The 25,118-nt window shown below is 41.8% G+C and carries 20 protein-coding genes and 1 other RNA gene; 1 reads left to right on the top strand and 20 read right to left on the bottom strand.

Annotated features, from left to right (window positions below; all coding sequences use genetic code 11):
- Positions 1-28: 28 nt before the first annotated feature.
- The 13 genes from NSQ54_15635 to NSQ54_15695 form a co-directional block, all read right to left on the bottom strand.
- On the bottom strand, positions 29-2,212 hold the full coding sequence (locus NSQ54_15635) for a Z1 domain-containing protein (GenBank protein WYP25737.1): 2,184 nt from the start codon (positions 2,210-2,212) through the stop codon (positions 29-31).
- A 98-nt stretch (positions 2,213-2,310) separates the two neighbouring features.
- Positions 2,311-2,673: a transfer-messenger RNA gene (ssrA, locus tag NSQ54_15640) on the bottom strand.
- A 78-nt stretch (positions 2,674-2,751) separates the two neighbouring features.
- A complete protein-coding gene (gene smpB / locus NSQ54_15645; GenBank protein ID WYP25738.1) occupies positions 2,752-3,225 on the bottom strand; it encodes an SsrA-binding protein SmpB in 474 nt (157 codons plus the stop codon).
- Between the two features lie 74 nt (positions 3,226-3,299).
- Positions 3,300-5,657: a ribonuclease R gene (gene rnr / locus NSQ54_15650; protein ID WYP25739.1), complete on the bottom strand. Its 2,358-nt coding sequence runs from the start codon at positions 5,655-5,657 to the stop codon at positions 3,300-3,302.
- 57 nt (positions 5,658-5,714) lie between these two features.
- A complete protein-coding gene (locus tag NSQ54_15655) occupies positions 5,715-6,461 on the bottom strand; it encodes a carboxylesterase (GenBank protein WYP25740.1) in 747 nt (248 codons plus the stop codon).
- Positions 6,442-7,170 carry an alpha/beta fold hydrolase gene (locus NSQ54_15660; GenBank protein ID WYP25741.1) on the bottom strand — a complete coding sequence of 243 codons (729 nt, stop codon included), beginning with the start codon at positions 7,168-7,170 and terminating at the stop codon, positions 6,442-6,444. The genes NSQ54_15655 and NSQ54_15660 overlap by 20 nt, the downstream gene beginning before the upstream one ends.
- A gap of 30 nt (positions 7,171-7,200) precedes the next feature.
- A complete protein-coding gene (locus NSQ54_15665; GenBank protein WYP25742.1) occupies positions 7,201-8,202 on the bottom strand; it encodes an LLM class flavin-dependent oxidoreductase in 1,002 nt (333 codons plus the stop codon).
- A 159-nt stretch (positions 8,203-8,361) separates the two neighbouring features.
- Positions 8,362-11,445 (bottom strand): beta-galactosidase, encoded by a 3,084-nt coding sequence (locus tag NSQ54_15670; GenBank protein ID WYP25743.1) that lies wholly within the window; start codon positions 11,443-11,445, stop codon positions 8,362-8,364.
- A gap of 18 nt (positions 11,446-11,463) precedes the next feature.
- Positions 11,464-12,300 carry a carbohydrate ABC transporter permease gene (locus tag NSQ54_15675; GenBank protein WYP25744.1) on the bottom strand — a complete coding sequence of 279 codons (837 nt, stop codon included), beginning with the start codon at positions 12,298-12,300 and terminating at the stop codon, positions 11,464-11,466.
- Between the two features lie 16 nt (positions 12,301-12,316).
- On the bottom strand, positions 12,317-13,255 hold the full coding sequence (locus NSQ54_15680) for a sugar ABC transporter permease (GenBank protein ID WYP25745.1): 939 nt from the start codon (positions 13,253-13,255) through the stop codon (positions 12,317-12,319).
- A 67-nt stretch (positions 13,256-13,322) separates the two neighbouring features.
- The gene (locus tag NSQ54_15685; protein WYP25746.1) at positions 13,323-14,603 is read right to left on the bottom strand and encodes an extracellular solute-binding protein; all 1,281 of its coding nucleotides are present in this window, start codon (positions 14,601-14,603) and stop codon (positions 13,323-13,325) included.
- 121 nt (positions 14,604-14,724) lie between these two features.
- Positions 14,725-15,765, bottom strand: coding sequence for a LacI family DNA-binding transcriptional regulator (locus tag NSQ54_15690; protein ID WYP25747.1), 1,041 nt, complete (start codon positions 15,763-15,765; stop codon positions 14,725-14,727).
- 71 nt (positions 15,766-15,836) lie between these two features.
- Complete coding sequence (locus tag NSQ54_15695; GenBank protein ID WYP25748.1) at positions 15,837-16,787, bottom strand: hypothetical protein; 951 nt, start codon at positions 16,785-16,787, stop codon at positions 15,837-15,839.
- A 92-nt stretch (positions 16,788-16,879) separates the two neighbouring features.
- On the opposite strand from NSQ54_15695, the gene NSQ54_15700 reads away from it, so the two are divergent.
- Positions 16,880-17,401, top strand: coding sequence for an isochorismatase family protein (locus tag NSQ54_15700; protein WYP25749.1), 522 nt, complete (start codon positions 16,880-16,882; stop codon positions 17,399-17,401).
- Between the two features lie 57 nt (positions 17,402-17,458).
- Here the strand turns inward: NSQ54_15700 and secG are convergent, their stop codons facing one another.
- The 7 genes from secG to NSQ54_15735 all read right to left on the bottom strand — a co-directional run bounded on the left by secG (position 17,459) and on the right by NSQ54_15735 (position 25,103).
- Complete coding sequence (secG, locus tag NSQ54_15705; protein ID WYP25750.1) at positions 17,459-17,689, bottom strand: preprotein translocase subunit SecG; 231 nt, start codon at positions 17,687-17,689, stop codon at positions 17,459-17,461.
- Positions 17,690-18,108: 419 nt separating this feature from the next.
- Positions 18,109-19,398 (bottom strand): phosphopyruvate hydratase, encoded by a 1,290-nt coding sequence (gene eno, locus NSQ54_15710; protein WYP25751.1) that lies wholly within the window; start codon positions 19,396-19,398, stop codon positions 18,109-18,111.
- A 25-nt stretch (positions 19,399-19,423) separates the two neighbouring features.
- On the bottom strand, positions 19,424-20,956 hold the full coding sequence (gene gpmI / locus NSQ54_15715; protein WYP25752.1) for a 2,3-bisphosphoglycerate-independent phosphoglycerate mutase: 1,533 nt from the start codon (positions 20,954-20,956) through the stop codon (positions 19,424-19,426).
- Entirely contained in the window at positions 20,953-21,708 is a 756-nt protein-coding gene (tpiA, locus tag NSQ54_15720; GenBank protein WYP25753.1) for a triose-phosphate isomerase, read from the bottom strand. Before tpiA ends, gpmI begins: the two co-directional genes overlap by 4 nt.
- 23 nt (positions 21,709-21,731) lie before the next feature.
- Positions 21,732-22,919 carry a phosphoglycerate kinase gene (locus tag NSQ54_15725; protein ID WYP25754.1) on the bottom strand — a complete coding sequence of 396 codons (1,188 nt, stop codon included), beginning with the start codon at positions 22,917-22,919 and terminating at the stop codon, positions 21,732-21,734.
- Positions 22,920-23,007: 88 nt separating this feature from the next.
- Complete coding sequence (gap, locus tag NSQ54_15730) at positions 23,008-24,015, bottom strand: type I glyceraldehyde-3-phosphate dehydrogenase (protein WYP25755.1); 1,008 nt, start codon at positions 24,013-24,015, stop codon at positions 23,008-23,010.
- Positions 24,016-24,080: 65 nt separating this feature from the next.
- Positions 24,081-25,103: a sugar-binding domain-containing protein gene (locus NSQ54_15735; GenBank protein WYP28576.1), complete on the bottom strand. Its 1,023-nt coding sequence runs from the start codon at positions 25,101-25,103 to the stop codon at positions 24,081-24,083.
- Positions 25,104-25,118 lie beyond the last annotated feature (15 nt).

Consider the following 25,118-nt stretch of genomic DNA (forward strand, 5'->3'; position numbering starts at 1 on the left):
ATGAAAAAGCTTTAAATTTTAGGGGCACTCAATCAATCGTCCTATTCGCAAAAATAGTTGTCTGAATTGCCTGCGGTGTGACAATCACCGGCCAATAAAAAGCTCCGCCACGCCATCCTTGCTCCAACAGTCCATTTTGTCTCGTTAATATCAGTGCTGGAACGGTCCTCGCAAGCTTTCTCGCTACTTTTAATTCATCCTGTGTTGTAGCTGGTGAATCTTCAAAGCTATTCGTTGAACTTCTGATCCGTCCAATGTTCCGGTTCTCCCTTAGAACAATCCAGATCTTGCCTCGGTCCCTCGTCTCATTTTCCTCAGTTAAATAGTTCAGGATTGCTACATGTTGATCCAAATCCCATTCATAGTTTTCATGCATCACATATGTCTCTGCGATTAGCTGTAATAGACGTACTGCATCCTCCTTAAGAACGAGGAATGAGCGCCGGTCCTCAGCATCTATTTTTGATGCATTCTCACGCACCTTTTTTACAAAGGCGTCGATCTTGTTCATCTTTGGTTTTAATTGAGTTTTAGGTAGTGTCTGAAACCCTATTGGTAATAATCTTTTACCTGCTTTTAACGTATGAATACTAGAGAGTAGAATTTTATTTGGGTTACATGGAATGATGTTGTGATTCAGGTCTTTTCTGATAAAGGTGACTTCTCCACCGTTTGCACCCGTTTCAAATGCCCGGCGTAGCTCTTTATCAAACTCATGCATCCGCTCCATCACTGAATAAATACGATTCGTTGTATAAAAACGAGTGAGCGCTACATCTGCTAATGGGCGAGCACCATACATTCGGGAATGCTGTAACACTGTATCCTGTTGGAACTTTTGCGGGTTACGCCCATAATAAAATCCAATTAAATTCCCGATCGTGATCCCTCTATCTAAAATTTGACCACCTATAAATAAATTAAGAGGTGTACGTAATTTTAGCTGTCCTGACTTATCCAATAAATTCTCTACATCTTTTTCTGAATTCACGATTTCAATTAGTAGCTCTTGATCTAGTAGTGATTCTTTTACACTTTCTAGTACATCAGTAAAAGTTGGAAAATAGACATCGTTTAGTTTAGATCGTTTCAAATCGTTATAAGAATGGAGGATTAGTTCTTTAAAGAGAGTTGGATCATTCTTCAGAGTTTCTACTAGCTTTTCTTCCATTAAAACGGCAACATCTTCTTGCCATTGATGAGCTGATTTCGAAGTCATCGTATGGATAATAAATGCGTATTTTTCTAATCTATCTCCCAACTTCCGCTGCTGTAAATTTCGAATTTTGCCAGCTACGATAAAGTTAATCAGAGCGCTTCGAATACCCTCTATACGAGAATTCATCAGTAACGTATCTGCTTTGACTCTGCGCTTATCACTTTTTGCTAAAATCTTCAGCTCTTCTTCTTGAATTTCGTGATAGATATAACTTGCGGGGTGTTCCTCAATCTTTGAACGTTCAAAGTACATGTCCCCTCCAATATATCTATTATGAATAGGAACTAATTCAGTAAATGCAGGACGCTTCGGTTGATACCTTTTATGTTCATGAATCGCCATATCATCTGGTTGCAAGTAAAGTGAATACGGTGTTGCGGTTACTTGTAAGTACGAAGCATTCACGAGCTTTGCGCGAATATTATCAATTTGACCAGCAATCACCTTTAACTCGATAATGTTTTTCTCTTTTGCATTATCATACGCAACAGAAGCAAAGTCTGCCTCATCATCAATAAACAAAAGCTTGCGTGATGCTAACACCGTATATTGCTCAAAAAGCAGCTTTTCGAGTCGTTCCATGTTCTTCTTTTCTTTTTTTAACACAATGACTAACTTTTTCTTTAATTCATAGTTACGTAGCTTGTCTGGCATTTTCATAATGTCATAAACAGTTAGTTGATCTTGATCAATCGCCTCACTGTACTCCTGCTCAATACGTTCATAGGTTTGTTTAACTAGTGCACTTGAATTCTTTGTGAAAATAATGACCACATCATACCCATTATCATAGGCTAAGCCCATTGCTCCGATAAACGAACGTGTTTTACCGGATTGGATGTTTCCTAGAAGCATTCCTGGTTTGTTTGAAGACGTTGAACATGCAAGCAAATTTCGAACGGTGTTTTGCATCGTCTTCAGTTCATCTTTATTGTATTTATTTTTTTCATTTAAATGCTTGAAATAATTCCCTACTACGAGCTCTGTCGACATCTTTCTTAACCTCTCTTCGAAATAAATGGCAATAAAAAAGCCACAAGCGTGAATGATTCATCGCTTGTGACGCTTGGCGAGGTTCAGTGAACCCCTATGTATGGAGACGGTGGGAATCGAACCCACGTCCAGAAACAACGACACTTACGCTTCTACGAGCGTAGTTACTGTATTAGCATTTCGCCGTCATCTCAGCCCAGTAACAGGCTTTGATACGGCTAGTCCGATTATTCTCTTCCTCCCCCTTCAGACTGCAGGGGAAAAGGCGTAGCCCACTTAGAGTGAGTCCCAGGTCCTACCACATGGGCGATGGAGGGTGGAACCGCAAAAGAGCTGTTACGCTGCTACTGCGAAGTTGTTGTTTTCTTTGCCAGTTAATTGGCTTTGGCGTTTTAACGTGGCCGACCCCCACGACTCGCAACGCAAGCACGACCTGTTCCTGTCGAATCCAAAACGTCCCCGTGTCAGAAAAAGTTCCGAGTTCTACTGCCTCGGAACTCTAATCATAACATAATCAACGGACAAAATCCACACATGTGCTATCCGTTAAATCTTTCCTTTAGTGCACGATCGACTTCGCGTTTGGCGTCCTGACGACGAAGGGTATCACGCTTGTCATAGTTCTTTTTCCCTTTTGCTACTCCTAACAATACTTTTGCAAAGCCATTTTTGATATAGACTTTAAGAGGAACGAGTGAGTAGCCTTGCTGCTGCGTTTGTCCAATCAGCTGACTGATTTCTTTTTTCTTCAGCAACAGTTTACGAGCACGAGTTGGCTCGTGATTAAATCGGTTTCCCTGCTCATATTCTGCAATATGCGCATTATGAAGATAAACCTCACCATTACGGATGCGGGCAAATGAATCTTTAAGGTTCATTCGCCCTGCTCGCATGGATTTGATTTCTGTTCCTTGAAGAACCATTCCTGCTTCGAATGTTTCTTCAACAAAGTAATCATGTCTGGCTTTTTTATTTTGAGCGACTACATTATCATCTGTTTTTGGTTTTGCCATTGTCCGCACCTCAAATTCTCTTCGTCCATCTATCTTAGCAAAGGCTTTAAGTGAACGTCAATTGGAGCTACTAGCTAAGAACGCTTTTTCCGTTTCCCTTTTTTGCGCTTTGCTCCTGGAGCATTTTCATAAAACGGCTTTTTCTTTTTACGATTGCCTGTTGAAGACGAACCCTCACCAGGTTTCTTGTCTCGTGATCCAGCTGTTTTAAGTGGTTTACGTGCATTCTTCCCGGGGCGTTGCTTACGTTTTCCACCGTCGATTACTTTAGGACGACTTTTAGGAGCACGTGGCGCTCGAGCTTTCATACCCGTCAGTTCAAAGTCAATCGATGCTTCCTCCACATTTACTTGGACCACACGAATTTCAACTTCATCACCAATTCGGAACATCTTTCCTGTTCGTTCTCCGATCATGGCAAATTGCTTTTCGTCGTAATGGTAGTAGTCATCTGTTAAATAGCTAACATGGACAAGACCTTCAATGGTGTTCTCAAGCTCAACAAACAACCCGAAGTTTGTGACTCCACTAACAATTCCCTCAAACACTTCACCAATCTTATCTTCCATGTACTGAGCCTTTTTCGCGCTATCAGTATCACGCTCGGCTTCTACAGCACGGCGCTCCATTTCAGAAGAGTGCTTTGTAATTTCAGGTAGCTTTTCTCTCCAGTATTCTTGAGTAGCCGTATCAATTTTTCCTTTAATTAAATACGTACGAATCAAGCGGTGTACGATTAAGTCTGGATAACGACGAATTGGCGATGTAAAGTGAGTATAGAATTCTGTTGATAAACCAAAGTGGCCAACACTATTAGGATCATATTTAGCCTGTTGCATAGAACGAAGCATTAACGTATTGATGACCGCTTCTTCCGGCTCACCTTTCACTTCTGCTAAAAGCTTCTGCAACGCACGTGGGTGCACAGTGTTTGCTGTTCCGCGCACAACATAACCAAAGGTCGTGATAAACTCCATGAACTTTTCAAGCTTTTCCGTTTTAGGATCCTCGTGAATTCGATACACAAATGGAAGGTCCAGACGGTGGAAATGCTCAGCAATCGTTTCGTTTGCTGCAAGCATAAATTCTTCAATGAGCTTTTCAGCAACAGAACGCTCACGAATCGCTACATCAACTGGCTTACTTTCTTCATCTACAATGACCTTTGCTTCTTTAAAATCAAAGTCAATGGCACCACGCTCTGTACGCTTGTTGCGCAAGATAGCCGCAAGCTTTTCCATACGTTCAAAGAATGGAATCAGTTCTTTATACTTTTCACGAACCTCATCATCTGTGTTCAGCAGGATCGAATTTACATCCTTGTAGGTCATACGCTCGGTTGTACGAATCACACTTTCAAATATATCGTGATTCACGACTTTCCCTTGAGCGTCAAATTCCATCTCACAAGAAAGAGTTAAACGATCCACCTGAGGATTCAATGAGCATATTCCATTTGAAAGGCGATGCGGAATCATTGGAATCACTCGGTCAACCAAGTACACACTTGTTCCACGCTCAGCTGCTTCCACATCGATTGGAGAGCCTTCTGTGACGTAATGAGTCACGTCGGCAATATGAACACCTAGAACATAGTTTCCGTTATCAAGCTGTTTCACTTGAACGGCATCATCTAAGTCTTTAGCATCCGCACCATCAATGGTAACGATTGTCTCATCGCGTAGATCACGGCGACCTTCAATTGCAGCAGGGTCAATGGTCTCTCCGACATCTTCTGCTTGCTTAAGCGCCTCATCTGGGAAGGCTAAAGGAATGCCATGCTTATAAATGATACTTAGAATATCCATTCCAGGATCATTTTTGTGACCGAGTACTTGCTTTACTTCCCCTTCAGCACCGGCGCGGCCTTTTGGATACTTTGTGATTTCAATAACCACTTTGTGACCAGCGACTGCTCCTTTTTCTTTGCCTTTAGGAATTAAAATATCATCAGGAATTCGCTTGTCGTCTGCTCGGACCATTCCATAGGCTTCGTAATCTAGATATTCACCGACAATATCAGTAGACCCACGCTCAACAATCCGTATGATTTTTCCTTCTTGCCTTGAACCTGAGGATTTTGAATGGAGTCTAACAAGAACGGTGTCTCCATTCATCGCACCTTCCATGTCTTCCGCGCTTACGTAGATGTCCGTTTCCCCTTGTTCCTCAGGAATAACAAATCCAAAGCCTTTAGCATGCGCCTGAAGTCTACCTCGAGTTAAGTTCATTTTCTCTGGAACACCGTATCGATTTGTTCTTGTTTGTACAAGAATTCCTCTGCGTTCCATCTCATTTAATACTTTTACAAGCTCTTTAAATTCATCACTATCTCTAGTGGGAAAAGCCACTTCTAATTCCGAGACAGATAGCGGCTTTTCTGCTACATCTTTAAAATAGTGAGTGAGTTTAACAATTAATTCTTCATTCATTTTTTCGTACTCCTTTCGTTTCTTTCATTTGCCCATTCTATCTGTCCCTGCTCCAAGCTACTGATCCCAATCACATGATTCAAGAAAGTCGAGTACATCCTGATGGAGCTGTTCCTTCTCATCACCAAGCGTAATGACGTGGCCTGAATGCTCATACCACTTCAGCTGTTTGTTAGCTGACTCAGCTTCATCATGAATAATGTTTGCGCTGTTTGTATCAATCATGCCATCGTTACGTGCTTGTACAACAAATAGTGGCGAATAAATAAAGTCTAGCTGACTTCTTACATCGTCCATTAACTCTTTTAGTTTAAATAGTGTATCCATTGGAAGCTGCTTGAATGCGTCCATTTCTTCCTTGATCTCATTCTCTGACTTCTGTTCTCGTTTTTTATATGCTTCCGCATACTCGAGCATACCATTATAAATTGCATCCTCCGTTTTAGCTTTAACCGGTGCACACATTGATACGATACCCTTTACAGGTAAAGTGTAACCGATTTTCAAGGAGAATACCCCTCCAAGTGATAAACCGCAAACAGCGATCTCATCATAGCCTTTATCTTTTAAAAATTGATAACCCGCTTCAACATCACGCCACCAATCTTTAGGGCCTGTTTGAACCAATTCTTCAGGTGGTACCCCGTGTCCACTATAAAGCGGCGCGTATGAGGTGTAGCCCTCCTTTTGAAGGAAGCGTCCAATCATACGAACATCTGCGGTAGTTCCAGTAAACCCGTGCAGAAGTAAGACCGCACGCTTGCCTCCTTCAAAGAAAAATGGCTTAGGTGCTACTAATTTCATGTTGCTCATCCTTTCGATCGATCTGACCCACTAAAAAATCATGTATAAGAATCATCAATTGATCTTTTTCAAATCCATGACAAATCATATGACGTCCATCTTTTAAATAATGAATGTGTTTCTCTTCGGATGCAATGGTACGAAACAAGAATTCCGAGCTTTTTCTTGGAACTAACGCATCCTTTTCTCCTTGAATAATTAAAACAGGCGTATGCACATGGCGAATGTACGGACGAATCTTTTTTACAGCCGCCATAAACTGACGGACAGCAGTCATCGGCGTATGTGTCATTTTATGTGTATACAAATCCACAAGCTGGTCCGGTTCTGCTTCACCTGTTAGCCTGGTATGGACAGCCGCCTTCACACTTTCAAATAGCATAGGGGGATTTAAATAGTAGGCTGCTGCACTTAAAAGAACCAGTTTCTTTATCTCATATTTGGCCGCAAGATAACAAGCCAAAAGACCACCCATTGAAAATCCAATGACGTATACTTCCTCACACCGTTTAATGAGCTCACGCGCTGCAACCTCCACCATGTAAAGCCACTCTTGATAAGTGACCTCTCGTAGGTCTTCGTCTGGGCCATGTCCCGGTAATGTAGGAGCGTAGACAAGCCACCCTTTTTGTTTTCGTAAGGATTCAGCAATCGGTTCAATTTCCCACGGTTCCCCCGTAAAGCCATGAATACACAGACAACCGATCATGATTTTCTCCACTCCTTTTTCATAAAATCACTATTTTATGTTCAGAGCCTCTGATACGAGTTGATACGAACGGAAGCGATCAGCGAATGAATGGATATTACAAAGAATTAAAAATTCATCTATACCATAACGCTCGGCAAGCTTACTTAATTGCTCACGCACCGTTTTTGGTGAACCAATGATCGTTCGCGTCCGGTTATGTATCATACGCTTGTGGTCATCATCTGTATACTGATACTCGCTTGCTTCTTTAATAGAAGGTACACGGCTATCAAGCCCTTTTTCAACGCGTAGTAGCCAAAGATCCTGACTGCTTGCCAGTCGCTCAGCCTCTTCATCTGTGTCGGCACAAACCACAAATACAGCAGCAAGCATTTGTGGCGTCTGGGACCATTCGTTTGGTCTAAAATGCTCACGATAGGTGCGCATTGCCTGCTCCCCGCGTGCTGATTTAATAAAATGGCCAAACACATACCCGAGCCCTCGTTTTGCCGCTTGCTCCGCACTATTTTCACCTAATCCTAGAATCCAAAGCGGAGGTGGAGTGTCTATTGCAGGTGCCGCTTTAACTCCTGCATTTGGATGGGTACGCGGCAGGGTGTCTCTGACATAATGAATGAGATCATCTACTTGTCGCCAAAAATCATCTAAGCTTCTAGGTGTTCCATCCACAAGGGCCCGACGCAACGCCGGGGTACCTCCAGGAGATCGCCCTAGCCCAATATCAACTCGGTCCGGAAAAATAGATTCAAGCTGTTTTGTCACTTCAGCTACTTTAAACGGACTATATTGAGGAAGGAGTATACCACCAGAGCCTACTCGAATTCTCTCTGTTTTAGCTGCAATGGCTGCCATTAAAATTTCAGGCGCCGTACTTTGCATGCCCTTTGTTCCATGATGTTCAGCAAACCAATATCTAGTATACCCCAGCTCCTCAGCAAGAGTAGCCACCTTTATCGTTTCTTGCATCTTTTCCGTAACCGTTTGACCTTTTGATAGAGGGACTTGATCTAACACACCTAATTTGATCATCTGTATTCGCCTCCCTCTAGCTATTGTATCCTTTTACGTTTATTTTCCCTATTTATCTGCTTTCCACACATGGTGTGTGGAGTTTATCGATTCACCTCACACCCTCTCCCCCACACAAAAAAGCAGTGAGCCTCCACCGACGCTCACTGCTCCTACCTCTTATACAGTTAATCCTTCCGACTGAACAGTTACTTCCTTTGGTCGATAGGTTGCCATCACTTCGCCCTCTGCGTCTGTACAGAACAATACGGAACGCTCTTGTTCTATCGTGACAGAATACGTACGATCCAGAACTGGATTTGTTACTTCAACATCTACATCTCCGGCACACTCGGATACAAAGATATACAAATCACCATGTTCAAAGGAAAGTCTACGTCCATAGATACCTGGATGATCGCCACCCTTTTCCCATATCAATTCTTCTCCGATAAATGCTTGTTGAAGTGCATAACCGTATATCGCTTTCACCGTGTCAATTCGGTCGTTCAGCTCTACAGGTAAAGGACTCCAAATGAATGTTCCTTGCCCGATTGTTAGTGTTTTCACAGAAGCAGTTTTCGTTTCATGAAGCTGCTCCTTAGACAATTCAGCAATCTTTCGTTCACCAAAGCTGACTGGAAGTGTCTTTCCCTCAAGTATTAACGACTCTTCGCGCAGCACGTTCAGTAGAGTTGACTTACCTAGTTCGTCTGTAAGTCTTTCTGTCATTTTCCAGCCTTCATTTAATCGTAGTGGTCCTGTATATAGAACCGTCCCTCCTTGATCGGCATACTCTAAGAGCTGATTAAATGCTTCCTCGCTAAAGTTATGCGCACTTGGAACAATGACAAGCTTCGGCTTATCCTTACGTAAATCATCTAAATGATACTCGCTGAGTCCCCGTGCATGAACATTACATTCATACGAAAGCGTGCGCACAGCTTTGGTTGTGGCCTCAAACGCAAGCTTGCGAGTAGAAAAGTCATTTGAATACGGATAAACAACCGCCACTTCTTCAAGCTTCCGATCAACAAAGAGCTCTTTTGCTTCATTTATAAATGCACCAAAATCATAGGATACATCCGCTTCCGGCTTCTCGGTTCCATCCGCACGAAGCGCTCCAATATTAGACTCATTCACATTATCCATATAGAAGTTTGTATTCCAGAGCCACTGTACTGCACCGGCCCCTCCAGTTGAAAATGCGTACGCATATTTACGCTCTAGGATATTGCGCAGCTCTTCCTCTGTGCGTTTCGCACGTCCATCCGGTTGCTCTAGATACATAATGCCCGTTTCTTGGACTAAATTCGGCTTTGAAGCTGTTTTTGTAAATACACCGTCCCACACAAGATGATCCATCTGCCACCACGTATGATTCGTGGTGTAATCAACAACGGACTCATAGAAAAAAGGAGTTGGACGTTGAGAACGTAATGCCTCGTCCTGGCCGACAGTAATCAAGCGATCGCTATGGATTGCCTGAATGGTTTTTGATAAATCCTGCGCCCACCTGTTATGCATATCCATCGTAAATAATGTATAGTCGCGCCAAATTAAGTTCTTTGCTGGTTTTCTCATATCCTGGACATCAAAATTCATATCCTCCGGTTCAGGAGGTAGGATGTCTTCAAAGCTTGGCAGTTCAACAGAGGAATAATTCCATGCTTCTTGAACCTTTCGAATCGTACCATACGTTTCCTTTGTCCACTCTTGAAATGCGTTGATTTCAAATGAATCTCTGGCTGATCGCGGTCCAGAAAAGATTCGATTTGGATCAAACATCGATGGCTCGTTAATTAAGTCCCAATGCAAGTGCGTCGCCTTTTTGTATCTCGATACAATAGCTGCAATAAATCGTTTTTGTGCGTCCAGACTTCTTGGATCAAGATATGGATTCTTCCCTTCCCACATTTCTGGAGTGAAGGCAAAAAATGTGAAGCATAGATCAAGGTCGTTCTTTTTAGCCGTTAACACAAATGCATCGATGGCACGAAGCACCTCTTCATACGGATGGCCATCAACATACATCACCTGTCTCCAGGCCGTCCAAATACCCGATCGGATATGATTAATGCCTGCCTCCCTCATTTGCTCCATGTCTTGATCCCACACAAGCGCATTCGGCATAAAGAGAAACTTTCTCGCCACATCCGATGTCATATAGGTCATACCAACAATCGGAAATGGTTTCCCGTCTTTCTCAAAATAATCCCTGCCTGCAACTAGCGGAGTACCTTCTTGCAGTAGGGTTTCAGAGAATCCCCAAAATCCTTGGTTAAAATGGATAACCTCTCCCGTTGATGAAATGGCTTTAACATGGATGGTGTAGAAGCCCTCCTCCACCTGAAACGGCATCGTTCTTCTGAGACTTGACCATTCTCTCGACTCGTCAAACGTAAATACCTCCTGATAGCTAATCTCATCTGACCCATCTTTTAAAACGTGCAGTTGCATCGTCCATTGCTTGCCTTTTATGTGAGCCAGACTTTGTAATTGTATTGTTAGAGTTGGGGTCTCACCCGGATAGTAGCTGGCATACCCTGGCTTTACCCATATTTCCGTTACGCCCTCAGACGCATAGCGAGTAGACTCATTAAGGACCTCTACTCCATGCTCCCAAAACATATCATCTGTTCGCTGATTAATGAAAATCCAGCGACCACCTGTAAATGAACCCTTTGTATGTTCAATTAACACCACGGGAGCTGAAATCTCTCTACCTTCCTCCGATATTCCTTTAAGCAAGGGATAGATGTGCGCATCCATCGGACCACTTGACCCATTTTCGTGTGGTTGATCATCCTGCTTGGTTGGGTGTAAAACAAACCCGTACGTCGGTTGAATCGAAAATGCCTTCTCTAGTCCATCAAGCAATGGCCGATCAGCTGAACTAACAAGCTCACGAACCTTAGAGCTGTTCACCTGAAGCGCTTCGTGAATATGAAGATGTTGATGGTAGGCTGTTTGCTCTACTTCAATCTTCCACTCACCGTCTTCTTTATAAACAGGGAAACGAAAAGGGATCTCTCCTACATGGACAAACCCTCCTCCATTTTTCAGGAAACGCAAGATTGTAGGCCAATGATCTTTCGGAAAATAAGAACCATGTAAATGCACAAGGGTCTGATAGTTGCCACTCTCAAGCGCTAAATCCAACTCATCGGTGTTTGCAATATCTTGGAAGCTAGCAAGCTGGCTGTCAGACGGACGCACGCCATCAAATGGAAACGTAGAATCATAGAAAAACAAAGTACTCATGATCGAACCCCTTTACTTCTAGTTTTTCACAGCACCTTCAGTAAGACCTGCGATAAAGTAACGACTAAACAAGATAAATACGATTAAGATCGGAAGTGTTGCCATAAAGGTTCCTGCTAGAATCATTGAATAATCAGTATAAAAAACATCATTTAATGTCCGTAACGCAATTTGAATCGTGTGTACACTGCGATCTTTTAAGACAACCAACGGCCAGAGAAAGTCATTCCACGTGTTCATAAATGTAACGATTCCAAGTGTGGCAAGCCCTGGCTTCACAGTAGGAAGCACAATGTTCCAATACGTCCTAAACGTGCTGCACCCATCCATTCTAGCTGCTTCTAATAGCTCATCAGGAATGGCAGATGAAATGTACTGTCGCATCCAAAAGACTCCAAATGCACTGACCATCGCAGGCACAATAACTGCTTGTAGCGTATCAATCCACCCAAGACTACTAATAATCATAAAGGATGGGATTAATCCCAATTGAGGTGGAATCATCATCGTTGCTAGTAAGAAAACAAACAAGAGATTTTTCCCCTCAAACTGAAGCTTGGCAAAAGCAAATCCAGCCAACGAACAAAAGAACAATACAGATAACGTAACGGTTGTTGAGATAAAAAAGGAATTAAACATCGCTCCAAAAAAGTCAATGCGATCAAACACATTCATTGCATTCTCAATAAAATGAGTTCCCGGTAACATGGCTGGCGGGAATTGATTCACAGAAGAGGTTGTGTTAGAACCGATAACAAACATCCAGTAAAAAGGGAACAGCGATAATAAGGAACTGATGACCAAAAAGGTATATAACAACACTTTAGGCCCTTTTCTTTGTCCAACTTCTTTCATAGTCATGTCACTCCTTTTATGCAGACTTTATCCGTTTGGTTAAGAACATATTTAGTAGCGAAACAAGAATGATAATGAGGAACAACACCCAAGCAATCGCTGCTGCGTAACCAAATGAGAATCGTTCAAACGCTTCTTGATATAAGTAAAGTGTCATCGTTAGCCCTTGAGACTCTGAGCCAGCACCAAAGATTAATGGCTCTGTGAATACTTGCATTCCACCGATAGACGATAGAAGAACAGTAAAGATAATAATTGGTCGTACCATTGGAATGGTAATATAAAAGAACTGCTGAACCTTTGTAGCTCCGTCAATTGTAGCTGCTTCATATAAGTCTTTCGGAATACTTTGAAGGCCTGCTAGATAAATAATCGTATTGTACCCAACCCATCTCCACATAACCATGAGAGAGATGGCGACATGTGTTCCAAAGTAGGAGCCTTTCCAGTTAACCGGATCAATCCCAATCATGCTAAGAACATAGTTGATGATTCCGTACTGAGTTCCAAAGATTGCAGAGAACACAATCGTTACAGCAACGATTGACGTAACGTTTGGCATAAATACAGCCAGTCTGAATAAGCTTTTCCCTTTTAAGAAGGCCTGGTTTAAAATAAAGGCTAAAATTAATGCAACAAACAACTGCGGAATGGTTGAGAGTGCCCAAATACTAAATGTATTTCCGACCGATTTCCAAAACAACGGGTCGTTTGTAAATAACCCTACATAGTTCGCAAATCCAATAAACTCTCGTTCGCCGAGAATGTTCCATTTATGAAAAGATAGATATGCTGTGAAAATAAGAGGAAACATCCCAAATACACCAAACAGTAAAAAGAACGGAGAGATATATAGATAACCTGAGATTCGGTCACGAACACGCTGGTTATATTTTCTCTTTGGCGCGCGGGGTGCAGGTGGTGTCTCTTGTTGCACGTTAGTTGATGTAGCCATTATCTTCATCCTTTCTAATATTCATAAGAAACAGCGTAAGATCTCTCCTACGCTGTTATCCATCCTGTTAACGAGAGACCTGTCTATCTACCTCTTCTAATGCCTTATCCCATGCCGCTTCAGGAGTAGACACCCCATCCGCAATAGAACCGAGCGCATCCTGCATAATCGTATTAATTGGTGCTGTCATTGGAGCACGATACACATCTTGAACTAAAGTGGCTGCTTCAGCATAGATCGCACCAATATCTTTACGGATAAAGAATTCATCATCTAGCTCTTGAACCGCAGGATCATCATAAATACCTGGTGTTGATGGGAAGTTTCCATTTTCTTTAAAAATATCTAATTGATTTTCTGGTGACATTAACCATGTAATAAACTCGTACGCTTCCTCTGGATGATCACTCTGTTTTGGTACAGTAAGGAATGAACCTCCCCAGTTACCTGATCCTTCAGGCATTAAAGCAATGTCCCAAAGTCCTGATGTGTCTGGTGCATCATTTTTAATGTTTTGCAGCATCCATGGTGGTAAGAAAACCGTTGCAAAATCGCCATTTGCAAGGGCCGCTCCCCACTCAGGTGTGCCTCGTTCAATATTCGCTTGAATATCCATCGCTTCAACAGATTTATCCCATGCCTTTTGAATTTGAGGACTGTCTTCTAGGATGAGCGTTCCATCCGTCTCAAAGTATTGCTTATCCCCTTGCTCTCTGATCGCAGAATACATATCCGCCACATCACTGAACATAAAGGCGCCTGTCTGTTCTTTTAGTTGCTCACCTGCTTCAATGTATGAATCCCATGTTCCAAGGACTTGGTTCACTTCATCAGGATCAGTTGGTAAGCCCGCTTCTTCAAATAAATCAACTCGGTACGCCATGGCCATCGGTCCGATATCAGTTGGAATACCAATTACGGATCCATCTTCTGAAGAGGCCTGCTTCCACTTCCAATCAAGATAATCTCCCTCTAAGTCCTGAGCACCATATTCAGACAGATCGTAAAACATATCGCTGCTTTCTTTAATTCGTTCTAAGTATCCTTCATCTACTCCAGAGATGTCAGGAGCTCCCGAGCCTGCTGCAAGGGCCGTAATTAAATTTTGGTGAGCATCTGCATATTCCGCTTCTTGAATATCAATCTTAATTCCGGGATTTTCTTCTTCATATTGTTTAGCTTTTTCAGCAAAACCCATCCCTGGCCAGAGCCACATCGTTAAAGTGACATCACCACCACTGTCACTGCCACCTCCATCAGAACTTGATCCTGATGAACATGCTGCTAAACTAACTGCAAGTCCGGCACTTCCTAAGACCAATAACGATTTTTGAGTAAGCTTGTTCATATTAACTCCCCCTTTGTTATTTTTGTTATCTTAAGTTGTTATTTATAAATAAAACATATCACTACTAAAGAATAATGTAAACGCTTAATTATTTATAAATAAAAAATCGATGAGCGCTTGCTCATCGATTCCTTGGTACATCAACGGATTCTTTTAACAACATATCGCCAGCAATTAATATTTTCTCAGAAGGATATTCAGGATGCTGTAATCTCCACACTAACCGTTCTACCGCACGCTGCCCAATCATTTGTTTTAAGACCTGAACAGTAGTAAGCGAAGGCTTTTTCCCTTCTTCTTCATCTAATAAATCAAACCCGGTAACAGATACATCCCTAGGACAGGCATACCCGTTGTGATCAAGTAAGTTAATCATCCGTCTACCAATGTGATCATTCGCGCAAACAAAGGCAGTTGGGAATTCAAGTTTGCTTCGCTTCCACTTATCTATCTCTTTTTGAATCGCTACTTCCATATCATCATTGTATTCAATGTCCATTAAAGTTGAGAAATGCTCAAGTCCAGCTTGCTCAATAGATGTTCGATATCCTAACCACCGATCAAAGAAACTGGTAGAATAGTTCACTTGCCCAACAAATGCTAATCGCTTATGACCTAAACCAATTAAATGATCTGTCACTCGTTCAATGCCATTACGATTGTTCATAAACAAGCTATCCGCTCGCATCATCTTATCGTCATGATCGATCATGACGATTGGTAAACCGTAATCAGATAAAGCGACTAGCGTTTGTTCATCTAACGTACCGAGTGTGATAATCCCAATTAAGTTGCCTAGATCGACTTTTTTAGTTAAGTCCATTTCATTGGAGATAACGATCATCCCAGCTTTTTTAGACTGAATACTGGCAGACACACCTTGAAACACTGTTCCCCAGTATGTATAGGTAATATTTTGGTATTGTTGATTCGGTAGAAAAACAAGGATATACCCGTTTTCAACTTCTACTTTTTCATTATTTAAACCCTGGTTCGGATTGCCCCCCTCTTTTAAATAACCTAATTGCTTAGCCGTAAAAAGAATTTTCTTTCTTGTTGCCTCACTTACACCAGGTTTACTATTTAACGTTTTAGATACCACATACTTCGACACTCCTACTGTATCAGCAATCACTTGCATGGTTATCTTTCTATGACCCATTCTTCCACCCCGTCGACAGTCTCTTTTGTTATCTTTGTTAGCATTATAACAGAATAATTAGCAGAAAGCGTTTAAATTAATGGAATGACTATATAAAGCAAAGGTATATATACAATCAATAGACTTGTATTCACCAGCCAGTTTGAATTGGCCAAATTAACATCAAGCTGATAAAGCTGAGGAGGGACTAAAGCAGAAACGGCTGTAGGCATCATACATAAGATAAGAATGACTTGTACAATATACCCATCGTTTAAGCTCCCAAGTCCCAATGCGAGCGCTACACCGACCACGAGAAAAGGAACAAGTAAGCCTTTAACAAGTGATAGCGAAAGACTTAGTTTAAGATGCTTCCGTACAGATTTGACTCTCATTGAAAAACCTACAGGAATAAGCAATAAAATGGCGGTGATCGGAACAAGAACTTGTATCATTTGACCATATCCGTCCATCCGTTCCAGACCTGAAATATTTAAGATACCTCCGATGATAATTGAAAAAAACGTCACCATAATAAACGGGTCACGTATGATCGAGCGCCAGCCTTTATGCATTCCTTCATTTTTAGAAACACCGTAACGTTTAGCGACTGGATAACAAACCGTGTAATAAAATAATTCCTCAAGCAGCCTAAACATTGCAACGTACGCTAAGCTTTTCTCTCCTAACAGCATTACACAAAAGAGTGAGCCAAATGTTCCTAAATTTATAAAGGACCCAGTTACAAACATAGAACCTGTTTGTTTACGATTCAGTAAAAAAACCTTTGATAATAAAATGCCAAAAAGCCCTCCAAGCACAATCGTCAGTACTCCGAGCAATGGCAGGAAAACAAGGTGACCATCTGTTAATTCAGCAGACCAAAAAGCACCTATTAGAATGATAGGGTTCATTCCAAGTAAAACAATTCGAATACAATAAAACAAGAATTGAGATAATGGAAACCAGCTAGGTGTATATTGCTTATCAGCCATCATTCGTAGCAATACGCCAATGATTAGCCCTAAAACAATCACACTCATTGCAAACACTAGTTGATTGATTCCAATCCACTCCTAATTATATAATAGTTGGAAGAAAAGGTCTAAAAAAGAGAAAAATGGGGGACGAAACATTGAAATCAGCTCTACTTATGCTTGATATACAAAACGGGTTTACACAAGCAGGGGACTTCGATGATGTCATATCTCGTAATCATTTACTTGCTACTCATTTCCATCAGCAAGAACGTATAGTAATTATGACAAGACATGTAGATCATCATGAAAAGAGTCTCATACAAACAAACACTTCCGCCGGGGAATTAGATGCATCACTTCATTCGTTTGCTCACAAAGTTGTTGAGAAACAGCAGCCTAGTGCTTTTTTACAGACAGATTTAGATGAGTATCTGCGACAAAATCAGATCACACATCTTGTTGTTACAGGGTTTAATGTGGAATTCTGTTGTTTGTTTAACAGCATCATCGCTCATGAAAAGGGGTATCACGTCACATTGATTGAAGATGCTTCTGCAATCGTTAACACAGATCAAACCTATGAAATGCCCGGGTTGGATATACGAGACTTTGTTGCGACTATACTTGATTGGTCTGGAGCGATTCAAGTAATGGACACTGATGAATACATAGGATAAAAAGAAAGAACCACTCCATTACCTAAAAGCGAAATGGAGTGGTCGAGTATCGATCTATTATAAGAAGTAACCAAGAGTAACTGCCAAGATAAAGAATAGAACAGCTAGAACGATTGTTGCTCTATGAAGAACTAAGTCCACTCCTCTGGCTTTTTGTTTACCTAGTAATTGCTCAGCTCCACCTGAGATTGCTCCAGATAAACCCGCACTCTTACCTGATTGAAGTACAACAACTGTGATTAAAGCGATTGAGACAATCACTAACGATATCATAAGTACTAATTGCAAAAAATCCACCTCCAAGCACATTTTACGCTAATTTTAATCTACCATAACCACGTAATCAATTCAATCTACTTTAGTAAAAATTGTTTATAAGTCATATAATAGCTAAATTCAGCGACATTCTACAGCATCTCATCTATTTCCCGAGCAATAGTTATATTTCCACTGACAGTCATTAGAGAAAATCTTATGACACAACTAAAAAACAAGAAAATGGCGAATGGTTCGGTTACATAATCAATGCCATTCGTGATTTTATTTGCACAAGCGGAGGGAGAACCCGAGACTCCTACGGAACAGAACGCGGTGAAGACACTGTAGCGGATATATCGCTATAATCGTGGTTTGCTATTCACATTAATCGAACATCCCGACCTCATAAGAAAAACCCACTCACAGCGGTGAGTGGGTTTCAACTGCAATTACTTAGAAAGATTGTAGAAAGACTTACGTCCGCCGTATACAGATACGTCAGCAAGCTCGTCTTCAATACGAATCAATTGGTTGTATTTCGCTACGCGGTCTGTACGAGATGGTGCACCCGTTTTAATTTGACCAGCGTTTGTAGCAACTGCGATATCAGCAATTGTTGCATCTTCAGTTTCACCAGAACGGTGAGAGATAACTGCTGTGTAACCAGCACGTTTAGCCATTTCGATTGCTTCGAATGTTTCAGTAAGCGTACCAATTTGGTTAACTTTGATAAGGATTGAGTTAGAGATTCCTTTTTCAATTCCTTCAGCAAGCTTTTCAGTGTTCGTAACAAACAAGTCATCACCAACAAGCTGAACTTTGTCTCCAAGCTTTTCAGTTAAAAGCTTGTGACCTTCCCAGTCGTTTTCGTCTAGGCCATCTTCAATTGAGATGATTGGGTATTTAGAAACAAGATCTTCGTAGAAAGTAACAAGCTCTTCAGAAGATAATACTTTACCTTCACCAGAAAGGTGGTATTTACCGTCTTCTTTGTTGAATAGCTCAGAAGAAGCAACGTCCATTGCAAGTTGTACTTCTTCGCCTGGCTTATAACCAGCTTTTTCAATTGCTTCAATGATTGTTTGAAGCGCTTCTTCGTTTGAAGATAAGTTAGGAGCAAATCCACCCTCATCTCCTACTGCAGTGTTATAGCCTTTAGCTTTAAGAACTGATTTAAGGTTGTGGAAGATTTCCGCACCAATTTGAACAGCGTGCTTGAAGCTGTCAGCTCCAACAGGCATGATCATGAATTCTTGAATATCTACGTTGTTATCAGCGTGCTCTCCACCGTTGATGATGTTCATCATTGGTACTGGAAGAGTTTTCGCGCTGAATCCACCAAGGTAAACGTATAAAGGAATACCAAGTGCTTTAGCAGCAGCATGAGCAACAGCCATAGATACACCAAGAATCGCGTTAGCACCTAATTTTGCTTTGTTTTTCGTACCGTCAAGCTCAAGAAGAAGCTTGTCGATTCCTAATTGATCCATTGCGTCAACACCGATTAATTTTGGTGCAATGATGTCATTTACGTTAGCAACAGCTGTTAAAACACCTTTGCCCATGAAACGGTCTCCACCGTCACGAAGTTCTACTGCTTCGTATTCTCCTGTTGATGCACCACTTGGTACAAGGGCACGTCCCATTGCTCCAGATTCTACATATACTTCTACTTCTACTGTTGGGTTACCACGTGAATCAAGAACTTCACGAGCATGAATATCAGTAATCATAGTCAAGCTAATCATCTCCTTAAAGGTTTGTTTATTTTATTAGTGTTTTCCCAGTCATTTCTTCTGGTTGTTTTGCATCAAGTAATTGAAGAACAGTTGGTGCAAGGTCAGCTAAAATACCATCCTCACGTAGTGTAACGCCCTTTTCAGTCACAATGACCGGCACACGATTTGTTGTGTGGGCTGTCATTGGATTTCCTTCAAGGGTAACGACTTCGTCAGCATTTCCGTGATCAGCGGTAATGATGGCCGCGCCACCTTTTTCAAGGATTGCGTCAACTACTTTTCCAAGACATTCGTCTACTGCTTCAATCGCTTTAATCGTTGGTTCAAGCTTTCCTGAATGGCCGACCATGTCAGGGTTTGCGAAGTTTAAGATAATCGCATCGTGCTTGTCCGCTTCAATGTCAGAAACTAATGCATCCGTTACTTCGTATGCACTCATCTCAGGTTGTAAATCATATGTTGCTACTTTAGGTGAATCAATTAAAATACGTGACTCGCCAGGGAACTCCTGCTCACGTCCACCACTAAAGAAAAACGTGACATGAGGATATTTCTCGGTTTCAGCAATACGAAGCTGACGAAGGTTTTGCTGAGAAAGAACTTCTCCGAGTGTGTTATCAAGATTTGTTGGTTTGAAGGCTACAAATCCGTCTACAGACTCACTAAACTTTGTTAAGCACACAAAGTGTAGCTTCTTTGGAAATTTCTCTCCACGGTCAAATCCTCTAAAGTCTTCATTTGTGAATACTTGAGATAATTGAATGGCACGGTCAGGTCGGAAATTAAAGAAAATGACAGCATCGTTATCCTGAACAGTAGCTACTGGTTTACCTTCTTTGTCCGTCAACACAGAAGGAATCACAAACTCATCATGGATTTCGTTTTTGTAATTATCTTCAAGTACATCTAGAGCATTCTCATATGAAGGTCCATCACCATAAACCATGGCGCGGTATGATTTCTCTAGACGATCCCAACGCTTGTCGCGGTCCATTGCATAGTAGCGGCCATGCAGAGTAGCAAGCTCACCTATGCCGACCTCATCAAGCTTTTCCTGAAGAGAACGTAGGTAGGTTTCCGCACTTGTCGGAGCTACATCACGTCCATCAAGGAAGCCATGAATGTAAACTTTTTTCACATTTTTGCGCTTCGCTAAGTCTAACAGTGCAAATAAGTGCTCAATGTGACTGTGAATACCACCGTCAGATAACAAGCCATATAAATGAAGAGCGGTTCCCTTTTCATTTACATGATCAATGGCATCAAGGAAGGTTTGATTTTCAAAAAACTCACCTTCACGGATAGCTAGATTCACTCTTGTTAAACTTTGATACACGATACGGCCAGCACCAATGTTTAAGTGTCCAACCTCTGAGTTCCCCATTTGACCATCTGGTAGGCCAACTGCTTCCCCATCTGCTTTTAGAGTCGCATGAGGGAATTCGTTGTGATACCGATCGAAATTAGGTTTTTTCGCCTGCTCTACCGCGTTGCCTTTGGTTTCGTCCCTTAAACCAAAGCCATCAAGGATAATTAGAGCAACGGGTTTCTTACTCATTTTACCGCCTCCAGAAGCTCAAGGAATGAAGCAGGCTCAAGGCTCGCTCCCCCAACTAAAGCTCCGTCAATATCAGTTTGAGCCATGTATTCAGCAATGTTAGCAGGTTTTACGCTACCGCCATACTGGATACGAACAGCGTCAGATACTTCATGAGTGAACGCTTCTGCAACAACGGTACGGATGTATCCGCAGCCTTCGTTTGCATCTTCAGAAGAAGAAGATTTCCCAGTTCCAATTGCCCAAACTGGCTCATAAGCGATAACCGTGTTTTTCACTTGCTCTTCAGAAAGTCCCTCAAGACCTTTTGTGATTTGCTCGTGAAGAACATCATTTGTACGGTTAGCTTCTTTCTCTTCTAATGTTTCACCGCAGCAAAGAATTGGAGTGACTCCTTGTTCGTGAGCAGCATGAACTTTTTTGTTAATCAGTTCATCAGTTTCTCCGAACAATTCTCTACGCTCAGAGTGGCCTAAAACCACATAGTGAACACCTAGATCAGCAAGTGCTGATGGGCTGATTTCACCAGTGAACGCTCCACTTGTTTCAAAGTAAGCATTTTGAGCTCCTACTTTTAAATCTGTACCTTCTGCTGCTTCCACTAAACTTTGTAGGAAAAGAGCAGGTGCACACACAACTGAATCAACAGACTCAGAGCTAGGCAGCTTTGCTTTTACTTCTTCTGCAAACGATTTTGCTTCAGAAAGTGTTTTGTTCATTTTCCAGTTACCTGCAATAATTGGTTTACGCATGGTTCATCACCTCTCGTAATTAATTACTCTTTATCTGAAAGAGCGACAACGCCTGGAAGGTCTTTCCCTTCCATAAACTCTAATGACGCGCCTCCACCAGTAGAGATATGGCTCATTTTATCTGCCAGTCCAAACATTTCAACAGCAGCTGCTGAATCTCCTCCACCAATAACGGAATACGTATCAGTGCTATCTGCAAGAGCTGTTGCTACAGCCTTTGTTCCATTAGCGAATGCTTCAATTTCAAACACACCCATAGGTCCATTCCAGATAACAAGCGCAGATTCAGATACGACACTCTTGTATGTATCTTGAGTTTTTGGACCGATATCTAATGCTTCCCAATCAGATGGAATTTCACTAATTGGCACAATTTTCGTATTGGCATCATTTGAAAAATCATCTGCTACTAATACATCTTGTGGCATATAGAAGTTCACGCCATTTTTCTTTGCTTTTTCCATGAAGGTTTTAGCAAGATCAATTTTGTCTTCTTCAAGTAAAGATAATCCAACTTCGTGACCTAATGCTTTTACAAATGTATAAGCAAGTCCACCACCAATGATTAAGTTATCTACTTTATCAAGAAGATGATCAATAACACCAATCTTGTCTTTTACTTTTGCTCCACCGATAATCGCTGTAAATGGACGCTTAGGCTCAGTTAATGCTTGTCCAAGCACTTCAAGCTCTTTCTCCATTAAGAAACCAGCTGCAGATGGAAGGTGTTTTGCAATACCTTCTGTTGAAGCATGAGCACGGTGAGCTGCACCAAATGCATCATTCACATAAAAATCAGCTAGAGAAGCAAATTCTTTTGCAAGCTCAGCATCATTTTTCTCTTCACCAGCATAGAAACGCACGTTTTCAAGCAATAGAATGTCGCCATTCTCAAGCTTACTTACAGCAGCTTCTGCCACTTCACCGCGTGCTTCAGTGCTTGCTGCAACAGGCTGGCCTAAAAGTTCAGACAAGCGCTCTGCAACTGGCTTAAGACGAAGTTCTTCAACTGCTTCACCTTTAGGACGTCCTAAGTGACTAGCAAGAATCACTTTTGCCCCTTGGTCTACTAAATGCTTAATCGTTGGAAGTGCAGCTTTAATACGAGTTTCATCCGTGATTGCCCCATCTTTCATTGGAACATTAAAATCCACACGTACAAATACGCGCTTCCCAGTAAGTGTTACGTCTTGAAGGGTTTGTTTATTCATAACGAACCTCCTCCTATTCATATGTTGTGACAAGCGGAAAGGGGAGTCAGATTCTGGACCCTCCTCCCCTTCTATGCCGCTCGCTTAATTATAGCCCTTTGCTAGCGATGTATTCAACTAAGTCAACGACACGGTTTGAGAAACCAGTTTCGTTATCATACCAAGAGATAACTTTAACCATGTTACCTTCCATAACCATTGTAGAAAGTGCGTCGATTGTAGAAGAATGAGTGTTACCATTGTAATCTTGAGATACTAGTGGATCTTCAGAGTATCCAAGGATTCCTTTAAGGTTACCTTCAGCAGCTTCTTTAAGAGCAGCATTTACTTCTTCAGCTGTAACTTCTTTGTCAAGTTCAACAACAAGGTCAACTAAAGATACGTTTGGTGTAGGTACACGCATAGCAGCACCGTTAAGTTTTCCTTTAAGTTCAGGAAGAACTAGTGCAACTGCTTTAGCAGCTCCAGTTGAAGTTGGGATGATGTTTTCAGCTGCAGCACGCGCACGACGGTAGTCTTTGTGCGGAAGATCAAGGATTTGTTGGTCGTTCGTGTAAGAGTGAACAGTGTTCATTAGTCCACGACGGATACCAAATTGATCGTTTAATACTTTCGCAAATGGTGCTAGGCAGTTTGTTGTGCAAGATGCGTTAGAGATAACGTCATGGCTTGCTGGATCGTATTTATCTTCGTTAACACCTACAACAACTGTGATATCTTCATCAGATGCTGGTGCAGAGATGATTACTTTTTTAGCTCCTGCTTCGATGTGCTTCGCAGCGTCAGCACGCTTCGTGAAGAAACCAGTAGACTCGATTACAACTTCTACTCCGTGCTTATCCCATCCGATTTCAGCTGGGTTACGCTCAGCAGAAACTTTGATCTCTTGACCATTAACAACTAAAGAGTTGTCTTTTACTTGAATGTCAGCATCAAGGATACCGTGAACCGTGTCATGCTTAAGTAAGTGTGCAAGCATGTTTGCATCCGTTAAGTCGTTGATTGCTACTACCTCTACGTTAGGGTTGTTAAGAGCCGTGCGGAAAACGTTACGTCCAATACGACCAAAACCGTTAATACCAATTTTTGTTGCCATGTTAAATTCCTCCTGACTTCTATTAAAAAGCAAAATCTATCAAAAAGGGCAAAACCCTTTTCTTCCTATTCATTATGAAGCAATCCTCTAGCGGCAGCTTCATCCGTAATGAGAACATCACTTGGACGATGCTTCATGTAAGCTGCAATGGCATTTGCCTTTGATGCGCCACCCGCAACAGAAATCACATGCTTTCCTGCATCCAGCTCATCCAATTGAAGACCAATGGTCCGCTGTTTGTGAATGATCTCTCCCCTTTGGTTAAAGTAATAACCAAAGGCCTCTGCTACTGCATGTTCCCGTTTTAGTTTGTTCATAAACGGTTCTTCTGAGCTTCGTCTCGCCGCCATTCTAGTAGCATCACCAATCCCATGAAGTAAAATTCGAGATGTTCTAATTAAATCTAGAATTTCCTTAACGGATGGCTCAAGTACTAATGAAGAATAGGCTTCTTCACTTAACTGATCTGGAACATGCATGAGCCTGTATTCAGCCCCCGCTCGATCAGCAAATTCCGCGCTAATGGTGTTGGCTTGATTTTCAACTCGTTCTCCGAGTCCACCTCTAGCTGGAACAAATATTGATTGACTCACCTTTGGATCAGGTGTCATCATTTGTGCAACAGCAGCAAGCGTTGTTCCACCCATTACTGCAACAACTGAGCTTGGAATAATGATTGATTTCAGCTCACGGACACAAGCCTGCCCCATCTCTTGCTTAACCCAATCTTCTTCGTCACTATTTCCCGGCACAATAACGACCTTTGTCACGCCAAGCTTTTGTTCAAGCTCCGTTTCAAGCGCTCGTAACCCGAGAATTTCCTTCATCATTTCCTCAAGCTGAACAAGAACAGTTTCTCCTTCTCTTGTTAAACTCATTCCCGCCGTATTAAATGAAATAAGGCGTTGGTCCTTCAGAAAGGTGACTTCACCTCGCACCACTCGTTCGGAAAGCTGAAGATTCACTGCAAGCGACCTTCGTCCAATCGGTTGTTTAAGATGAACAAACTGTAGCATTCTGTATCGCTTCTGCATGGTTTCCACTAAATCAGGTACTAACTGTTTTTGGATATTAACCAGCTTTCTCAACATTCAGCAGCACCT

The sequence above is a fragment of the Alkalihalobacillus sp. FSL W8-0930 genome, from assembly GCA_037965595.1.
Classification (GTDB): Bacteria; Bacillota; Bacilli; order Bacillales; family Bacillaceae_D; genus Alkalicoccobacillus.

Coding starts and splice junctions, on each gene's coding strand:
- NSQ54_15660 (WYP25741.1), bottom strand. CDS start 7,170: ATGATCGGTTGTCTGTGTATTCATGGCTTTACGGGGGAACCGTGGGAA.
- NSQ54_15690 (WYP25747.1), bottom strand. CDS start 15,765: ATGGGTCATAGAAAGATAACCATGCAAGTGATTGCTGATACAGTAGGA.
- NSQ54_15695 (WYP25748.1), bottom strand. CDS start 16,787: ATGAGTGTGATTGTTTTAGGGCTAATCATTGGCGTATTGCTACGAATG.
- NSQ54_15655 (WYP25740.1), bottom strand. CDS start 6,461: ATGAAATTAGTAGCACCTAAGCCATTTTTCTTTGAAGGAGGCAAGCGT.
- NSQ54_15635 (WYP25737.1), bottom strand. CDS start 2,212: ATGTCGACAGAGCTCGTAGTAGGGAATTATTTCAAGCATTTAAATGAA.
- rnr (WYP25739.1), bottom strand. CDS start 5,657: ATGAATGAAGAATTAATTGTTAAACTCACTCACTATTTTAAAGATGTA.
- tpiA (WYP25753.1), bottom strand. CDS start 21,708: ATGCGTAAACCAATTATTGCAGGTAACTGGAAAATGAACAAAACACTT.
- NSQ54_15670 (WYP25743.1), bottom strand. CDS start 11,445: ATGAGTACTTTGTTTTTCTATGATTCTACGTTTCCATTTGATGGCGTG.
- gap (WYP25755.1), bottom strand. CDS start 24,015: ATGGCAACAAAAATTGGTATTAACGGTTTTGGTCGTATTGGACGTAAC.
- smpB (WYP25738.1), bottom strand. CDS start 3,225: ATGGCAAAACCAAAAACAGATGATAATGTAGTCGCTCAAAATAAAAAA.
- gpmI (WYP25752.1), bottom strand. CDS start 20,956: ATGAGTAAGAAACCCGTTGCTCTAATTATCCTTGATGGCTTTGGTTTA.
- NSQ54_15680 (WYP25745.1), bottom strand. CDS start 13,255: ATGGCTACATCAACTAACGTGCAACAAGAGACACCACCTGCACCCCGC.
- NSQ54_15665 (WYP25742.1), bottom strand. CDS start 8,202: ATGATCAAATTAGGTGTGTTAGATCAAGTCCCTCTATCAAAAGGTCAA.
- NSQ54_15685 (WYP25746.1), bottom strand. CDS start 14,603: ATGAACAAGCTTACTCAAAAATCGTTATTGGTCTTAGGAAGTGCCGGA.
- NSQ54_15725 (WYP25754.1), bottom strand. CDS start 22,919: ATGAATAAACAAACCCTTCAAGACGTAACACTTACTGGGAAGCGCGTA.
- NSQ54_15675 (WYP25744.1), bottom strand. CDS start 12,300: ATGAAAGAAGTTGGACAAAGAAAAGGGCCTAAAGTGTTGTTATATACC.